Below are 6,136 nucleotides of genomic sequence, written 5' to 3' on the forward strand. Positions count from 1 at the left end.
GTTATCGTGCTTGTTGATCGCGTAGGAAGCCGATCCAGTTCCGGCCTGCTTGCCTTCGTACCATGAGATAAAGTCGTTGACTTCTTTCATACTCAAATCAAATTCCTTCTCCAAACCGGTTGTCATGGTCACTACCAGAATTGCACGGTCTCCGGATGGCTGCTCTGGATCAGGTTGTTCGCCTCCACCTCCTTGTGGAGTCGCTGACGCTTCATTGGAGTATTCAGAATCCACGCCATTCACCTTAGCACTCACAACAAAGTAGTATTTCGTTCCGTTGGTCAGACCAGGTATAACGAAGTTGCCATAGGCATCTTTTGTAGCTGTTACTGTTTCAGTGTATTTGCCGGATTCTGTTCCGTATTTGACTGTGTAGCTTTCGGCGTTTTGTATTTGTCCCCATTTTAATATAACTTTACTGTCTCCTGCAGAAGCATCTAAATTGAATGGAGTATTAATAGGTATTAATTTTCCATCTTTAGCTATATCTATAGCGTCAACTTCCAACTCCATTCCTGCCTGATTATTTGTCAATCTAACAATATGCTTACCCTTATCTAAATTTAACTTCTCAAACAAAATAACTTGATGTTTTACTGGTGAGCCATACGCGGAATAATTCGTTATTTTCACACCGTCAATGTTCACTTCGATGTTATTAGATTGTAAAGTCCAGACTGGACCTAGAATTCTAACCTTTTCACCTGTGAAAGCAAATGAAATTGTAGCACCTTTGTCTTTACTATAATAATATCCGCCATTATATGTCTGGTTTTGCTCATCTGATGGTACAAAAGCAAACGCTCCATTTTCTCTCAAGATTGTCTTATAAGTATCATCATAACGTTCCCATCCTGCTTCTGCTTCAGAAAGCCTCTCCCCTACTGAAGCTGCATAAGAATGTGAGTTTAAAAACGTGACCATTACAAACAGAAGAACTCCAAATAAAATACCAAATTTCTTAGTAAAACCGATCTTCACAAATATTCCCCCTAATAATCTGTTGAACAGATATTAAGGTAATATATTCCTCAAAACTTGTCTAAACATAAACTTGAAGATTTATAAATATAATCCACATATTTGCATATTTATTTTTTATTGGGTATTAAAAAGGACTCATGCCAGCTTCTATACTGGTTGAGTCCTTGTTTTTATTTCACAATAAACCTCACTTTAGTTCCATCAGCATATTTATCTAGCTGGTGACTAACCCATGAGCCAGCTCCACGGTTATCCTTTGGTGATATGTACTTAATGTCTGCACCCTCCCCACCTTCGGAGCACATCGCCATAGGCCATTCATCGCGATCTTTGCCCTTCTTGGTTGGCACATCTTTAAGAGACAGCTCACGGTTATGCTCGGCCCCTTCACGGTCAATTGTGCATACTGACGACTTTCCGGATGCAATAGCCTCTTTGATGTGCTGTGCTGTTTCCGGGTACTTAGCTGAGGGAAATTCTAGCTTGACCCTGTCAGCAGACACCTGTGTTACTGGGGCAGCTATAGGCTCCGTTTTGCTGGGTCTAACCACTTCCTGCTGTTGCACGCTGCAGCCAGCTAATAGGACTGTAGCCAGCAATGTCACTATCCATCTAAACATATGTATTCCTCCCCCTAAACGTAAAAACACCCCACCGGCTTGAGCCAGTAGGGTATCACCGATGTTTTCGGATTGCACAACGGTGCTTCCGTATGTGTTGTTATAAGTATAATGCGATTGGACGATTTTGTAAATATCTCATATGTATGGTTCATGCTAATCACCTCAGTAACTCATTCGGCGTATGGTGATAAATTCCTGCATAAAAACACCCCACCAGCGTAGCCAGTAGGGCTTAGATTTTTATTAATAGTTTACAGTCAACAAAAGTACTCTATGGAGTAACTGCTTCTCCATCGTTATTAGAAGAAATACCGCTCACATCGGCTTTAGTTTTTGAGTTTTCTTGGATAAGCTTTACCAAAGAAAACGAGCCGATAATCAGCAAATTCACTAATACAATCACACCAATTCCGATAAGTGTATATACTTTCAAGGTGTCACCTGTTTTATTCTGCTCAATATATAACCCCACTATTTCTTTTAATAGAGTTATATTTACAATAATAATAAATATAAGTGCTGTTGGCAGCTTTGAAGCAAGTGCCACCCAGTTGAAAGAGGGGGCTTTATTGGCGGTCATTATTCAACCCTCTTTTCACATAATCGATATAAAATCCTAACCCCCCGGCCAAACTCGGCCAAAATATCGCTTTATCTATTGGTTTTGGAATGAAATTAGCTCCTAATAAAGAGGCGCCACTAATAAGCACGAAAATTCCAAAGAAAATAATAACAAATTGATATATCCGAGAGACCGTCTTTTCCGCCTGAGAACCCATACAAATTCTCGGCCACATAATAGCACCAACCTTTCTTAGGATTTTGGTTAATTTATTTTTTTGAGGAGGATAGATGATAGCAAGATAATCCTGTATCAGAATATCTTCTCCATTCTCTTGTGACAATTTTATGTTCTGAATATGAATTTCATTCTTTTTTGTTTCAAAAGCATCAACGTTAACTTTAATAAAGTAGTTTACTTCTGTATACACCTGACCATTGTACGCGGTCTGAGCCTTTGTGCGAGCAACTTTCTTTCCTCTTTCCGTTAGACCAACAGAAGGTCTAACATTTTTAAGTCTTATGTCCAAGTTTCCCATATCCATAAGTTGAACATTACTCATATATTAAACCTCCTTTAATGTGATTTTAACGGGATACTGAGAGATTATCTTATTATTAAAAAAAACTTCAAAATAAATTGTCTCGTCTTCAGAGACTGGCAACTTATCAATTTCACCTTGAAATATTGTAATTTCATCGTATCCTTTAAATTCATATTTCAATGGAGGTAAACTCGCATTAAAAATTTTTCCTCTGATCTTTACTGTAAACTCCTTTTGATCATCATCCTTGTCACCTATTAATCCAATAACCAAAGATATATTTTCTAAAAAAGTAGGAGATTTCAGTATTATTCTTCTATCAAATATATTAGAAGGGGAAAAGTCTGCTTTATCAACTTTTATCCCCTCACATATAAATATGTACGGCACCTTTAACATTACAATACTCCCTCTTAAAATATAATGCATCTCACAAATATCATACCATATTATTCCTAATAAAGGAATATTTCAGGGCATGACACCTATACCACTATATATAATATACGACAAAATACCTATTTCACCTTCCGAACATATGTACCTTTACTAATTTTATACAGTCATTATAGTCTCTTATGCTTAAAATTTAACGATTCGATTCATACATATGTATATAGTTTTTAGATGCAAAAAAACAACCCTACAAGCGCTGGCCTGTAGGGCATTTACTTTATAGGTTTATTCCGTAGCAATAGGCACTTGTGCAGATCCTGCTGGTTCTTGAATGGTCTCAGGTTGAACCTTACTAGGTGATACCTCTGCTGTAGCTTGAGCCAAAAATTCATTAAGCTTTGCCGCTAGACCCGATACAGCTTCCTTAGCTGCGGCTTGTATTGCCTCTTCGCTTGGCTGTGCTTCGGTAGCCAGCACTGTCTTTGTCTTGGCTCTGTATTCAAGGTACGCCTTCTCAATTACCGCTTGCAACTCCGTAGGCGATACCACAATACCTTGTTCCGTCAGCCGCAAGGATGCATACTGCAAGGCCTCTTGCATCTTGCGAACCCCGCCAGCATCTTTAAACGTAGTCTGAGCAAGTGCAAATGCCTCCCCTGCTACTTTGTGGATCACCTCACGTTGTACATCTGTTGTATGTGCATCTAACCAGGCATTAGCTTTAACTTTGAGTGTATTAAGTCCTGCCAATATAAAGGTCACCAGAACGCCAACTACCGCTGTTGCAATGGTACTTACATATGGTTGTACGGTTTCGATAATAGTTTGCATTTATAAATCCCCCTCTTATTGTTTCGGCAAACCTGCGGCAGCGCGCAGATAATTAGCCAGATTATTGAAATGTTGCATTTGTTCCTTGTCGTTCGCCTGCTTTGCTTTAAACCAAGCCGGTTGGAGCCAACGGAAAATGATTTCTTGAGCATTGGATTTAAACAGTTTCACAGCTGCAGTAAGCGGCTGATTCTTTTCGTTCAAGGCTGCTCCAGCTCGGAGGTTATTGGCCAGATTGTGAAAATGGGTTTCCCCCTCCTGATCGCCTGCCTTCTGGCTCGCGAACCAAGCTGGAGATACATAATTGTTCACCAACTCCTGAACAACAAACGCAGGCAGCGCCGTGAAGTCCGGTACAGCAGAATCCCCAGAAGCGCCTTTAAGCTCTGTTTCCACGTCCTCCACTAAATCCTTTAGTGTCTTGCCAATCGTAGCTAGGGCTTGGTCTACGTCCCTCTTACGGGCAGGATCAAGCTGCTTGTGCGATGGTATGTGTGTACGTGGGTTAATGCTCCATTTATCGCAGCAATAAGCTAGATACCATACAAAGCGTTTGTAAGCCTCCAGCGTGTCGATTTGGCCGCCGAAGCACAGTTCCACACCCAGCGCTATATCATTCGCGTCGTCGCCATACAGCTCGTTATCTGTGGTGACATTGTACAAGACGTGCCAAGCTTTTTCGGCTGGCTCCGCTCCAGTACCAGTTGGGATAATCTCCAGTATCTTTTTATCATCCACAAAGACCTGGGCAGAAGCGGACCGATCTTCGAGATTTTGAAAATAGGTGAAGTGGTTATCCGCTGAAGCTCCTGGATTACCAGTGTCATGTGCAACTAAAAAGACCGGATTCCCGCTTGTTAGGCGAGCACCCGGTCTTACGTTATGGCGCTTATTGATGTAGCGCCGTTCTATTGCGTATTTGTTTGGATTAAACATCATTTTTCCTCTCTTTCCTCGTCTTGTTTCGGAGTACTATGTGCCTGGGAACGAGACTCAAAAATCTTAACAGCATTTCTGAGCACGTCCGGCATAGGTACACCCATGCGGCCTACATTTTCAATAACTGACAGCAGTTCATTCGCCAAATAAAAGAAAATGACCGCATCCCGGAAATAGTGTGCATCTCCAAGAACACGATCAATTAGGTGCGCTACGGTTACCAATAAGAAAATAGCGACCTTGCGGGCTATACCATAAAATCCTTTCCTGCTTTTTAGCTCCCCATTTATCCAAGCTGCCGCCCAGCCAGTGCCGAAGTCGATAACGACTATCCACCACAATAGCGTTAACATCGTCGTCCATCCACCGAAAAAATAACCGATCATGGCCCCCGCGGACAGGCCCTTAACCACCTGATCGACTTTTTCATGCATACCATTTCCCCCGCCCTCTCAAATAAATAAGCCCTCGACCACTATGAGGGCATAAAAAAACACGTCTTGAATAGACGTGTATAAAAGATTATTTAAAGTTTTCGTATTAATTAGGCATTATAGAGCTCCCCATAAAAATTGCAGCACGCATCTTACCACTTATGGTATTGCTAGATATTGAGATGTCTTTGAACTTTTTTTTAGGATCACTAACCAAATGTATACCTGCACTATTTACATTGTTAAGTGTAATATTGTTACCTATAATATCAGTTTTAGATATCGAAGTATCTTCATCGTTACCTATTGCAATTTGGCCCTTGGTTTTATTTGTACAATTAATCGTGTTGTTCACTACTTTCAAACCCTTAACGTTGGATTGATCATGTCCGAGTTGCAAAACTAACTCAGACATAGATGTTATTCTGTTATTTGACAACGTTATATTTTTAGGGTTTGTGCCATCAAGCAACAGGCCCCAAATGCCTAGATTTTTAGCACGATCAATTTGGAAAGTGGCCGTTCCATAGGTATCTTGTAAATTGTTACTAACACAATCTCTCACGGTGATATTTCGAGAACCGCAAATGTCTACGAAATGTTGATCGTGATTTAACGATTGGACGCGCTCAATAAGCACATTATCCGCGTGTCCTAGCGCAATTAAGTCTCCATAAGTCCTCGGGTTAGAAGTTACAGCCCCGTCTGTAATCGTAAAATTTCGTAATACGATGTTACCCGCAGCTTTATAACCCCTTAGTGTCGTAACCTTTATTAACTAGCAGTATACCGTCTTGATTCCGCTCGCTATCAAGGCGTTTAA

The 6,136-nt window shown here is 40.7% G+C and carries 9 protein-coding genes; all 9 read right to left on the bottom strand.

Features of this window, described 5'->3' with window-relative positions; genetic code table 11:
* Nucleotides 1–981 (bottom strand): fibronectin type III domain-containing protein (locus tag JO375_RS21790; RefSeq protein ID WP_229526423.1); only part of this gene is annotated, 981 nt, incomplete at its 3' end.
* 173 nt (nt 982–1,154) lie between these two features.
* Nucleotides 1,155–1,604 (bottom strand): NucA/NucB deoxyribonuclease domain-containing protein, encoded by a 450-nt coding sequence (locus JO375_RS21795; RefSeq protein WP_229526424.1) that lies wholly within the window; start codon nt 1,602–1,604, stop codon nt 1,155–1,157.
* Between the two features lie 274 nt (nt 1,605–1,878).
* Nucleotides 1,879–2,187, bottom strand: a complete 309-nt coding sequence (locus JO375_RS21800) for a hypothetical protein (RefSeq protein ID WP_229526425.1) — start codon at nt 2,185–2,187, stop codon at nt 1,879–1,881.
* On the bottom strand, nt 2,174–2,731 hold the full coding sequence (locus JO375_RS21805; protein ID WP_229526426.1) for a hypothetical protein: 558 nt from the start codon (nt 2,729–2,731) through the stop codon (nt 2,174–2,176). Before JO375_RS21805 ends, JO375_RS21800 begins: the two co-directional genes overlap by 14 nt.
* Nucleotides 2,732–2,734: 3 nt before the next feature.
* On the bottom strand, nt 2,735–3,112 hold the full coding sequence (locus JO375_RS21810; protein ID WP_229526427.1) for an acetyl-CoA acetyltransferase: 378 nt from the start codon (nt 3,110–3,112) through the stop codon (nt 2,735–2,737).
* A 282-nt stretch (nt 3,113–3,394) separates the two neighbouring features.
* Nucleotides 3,395–3,940, bottom strand: coding sequence for a phage holin, LLH family (locus tag JO375_RS21815; protein ID WP_229526428.1), 546 nt, complete (start codon nt 3,938–3,940; stop codon nt 3,395–3,397).
* A gap of 15 nt (nt 3,941–3,955) precedes the next feature.
* Nucleotides 3,956–4,876: a peptidoglycan recognition protein family protein gene (locus JO375_RS21820; protein WP_229526429.1), complete on the bottom strand. Its 921-nt coding sequence runs from the start codon at nt 4,874–4,876 to the stop codon at nt 3,956–3,958.
* Nucleotides 4,876–5,313, bottom strand: a complete 438-nt coding sequence (locus tag JO375_RS21825; RefSeq protein WP_229526430.1) for a phage holin family protein — start codon at nt 5,311–5,313, stop codon at nt 4,876–4,878. The genes JO375_RS21820 and JO375_RS21825 overlap by 1 nt, the downstream gene beginning before the upstream one ends.
* 106 nt (nt 5,314–5,419) lie before the next feature.
* Nucleotides 5,420–5,953 (bottom strand): hypothetical protein, encoded by a 534-nt coding sequence (locus tag JO375_RS21830; protein WP_229526431.1) that lies wholly within the window; start codon nt 5,951–5,953, stop codon nt 5,420–5,422.
* Nucleotides 5,954–6,136: the final 183 nt, after the last annotated feature.

The organism is Paenibacillus farraposensis (assembly GCF_020736845.1).
GTDB lineage: Bacteria > Bacillota > Bacilli > Paenibacillales > Paenibacillaceae > Paenibacillus > Paenibacillus farraposensis.

What these genes read in the sequence shown, in the direction of transcription:
- JO375_RS21805 (WP_229526426.1), bottom strand. Translation starts at nt 2,731, where the DNA reads ATGAGTAATGTTCAACTTATGGATATGGGAAACTTGGACATAAGACTT.
- JO375_RS21810 (WP_229526427.1), bottom strand. Translation starts at nt 3,112, where the DNA reads ATGTTAAAGGTGCCGTACATATTTATATGTGAGGGGATAAAAGTTGAT.
- JO375_RS21820 (WP_229526429.1), bottom strand. Translation starts at nt 4,876, where the DNA reads ATGTTTAATCCAAACAAATACGCAATAGAACGGCGCTACATCAATAAG.
- JO375_RS21825 (WP_229526430.1), bottom strand. Translation starts at nt 5,313, where the DNA reads ATGCATGAAAAAGTCGATCAGGTGGTTAAGGGCCTGTCCGCGGGGGCC.
- JO375_RS21800 (WP_229526425.1), bottom strand. Translation starts at nt 2,187, where the DNA reads ATGACCGCCAATAAAGCCCCCTCTTTCAACTGGGTGGCACTTGCTTCA.
- JO375_RS21795 (WP_229526424.1), bottom strand. Translation starts at nt 1,604, where the DNA reads ATGTTTAGATGGATAGTGACATTGCTGGCTACAGTCCTATTAGCTGGC.
- JO375_RS21815 (WP_229526428.1), bottom strand. Translation starts at nt 3,940, where the DNA reads ATGCAAACTATTATCGAAACCGTACAACCATATGTAAGTACCATTGCA.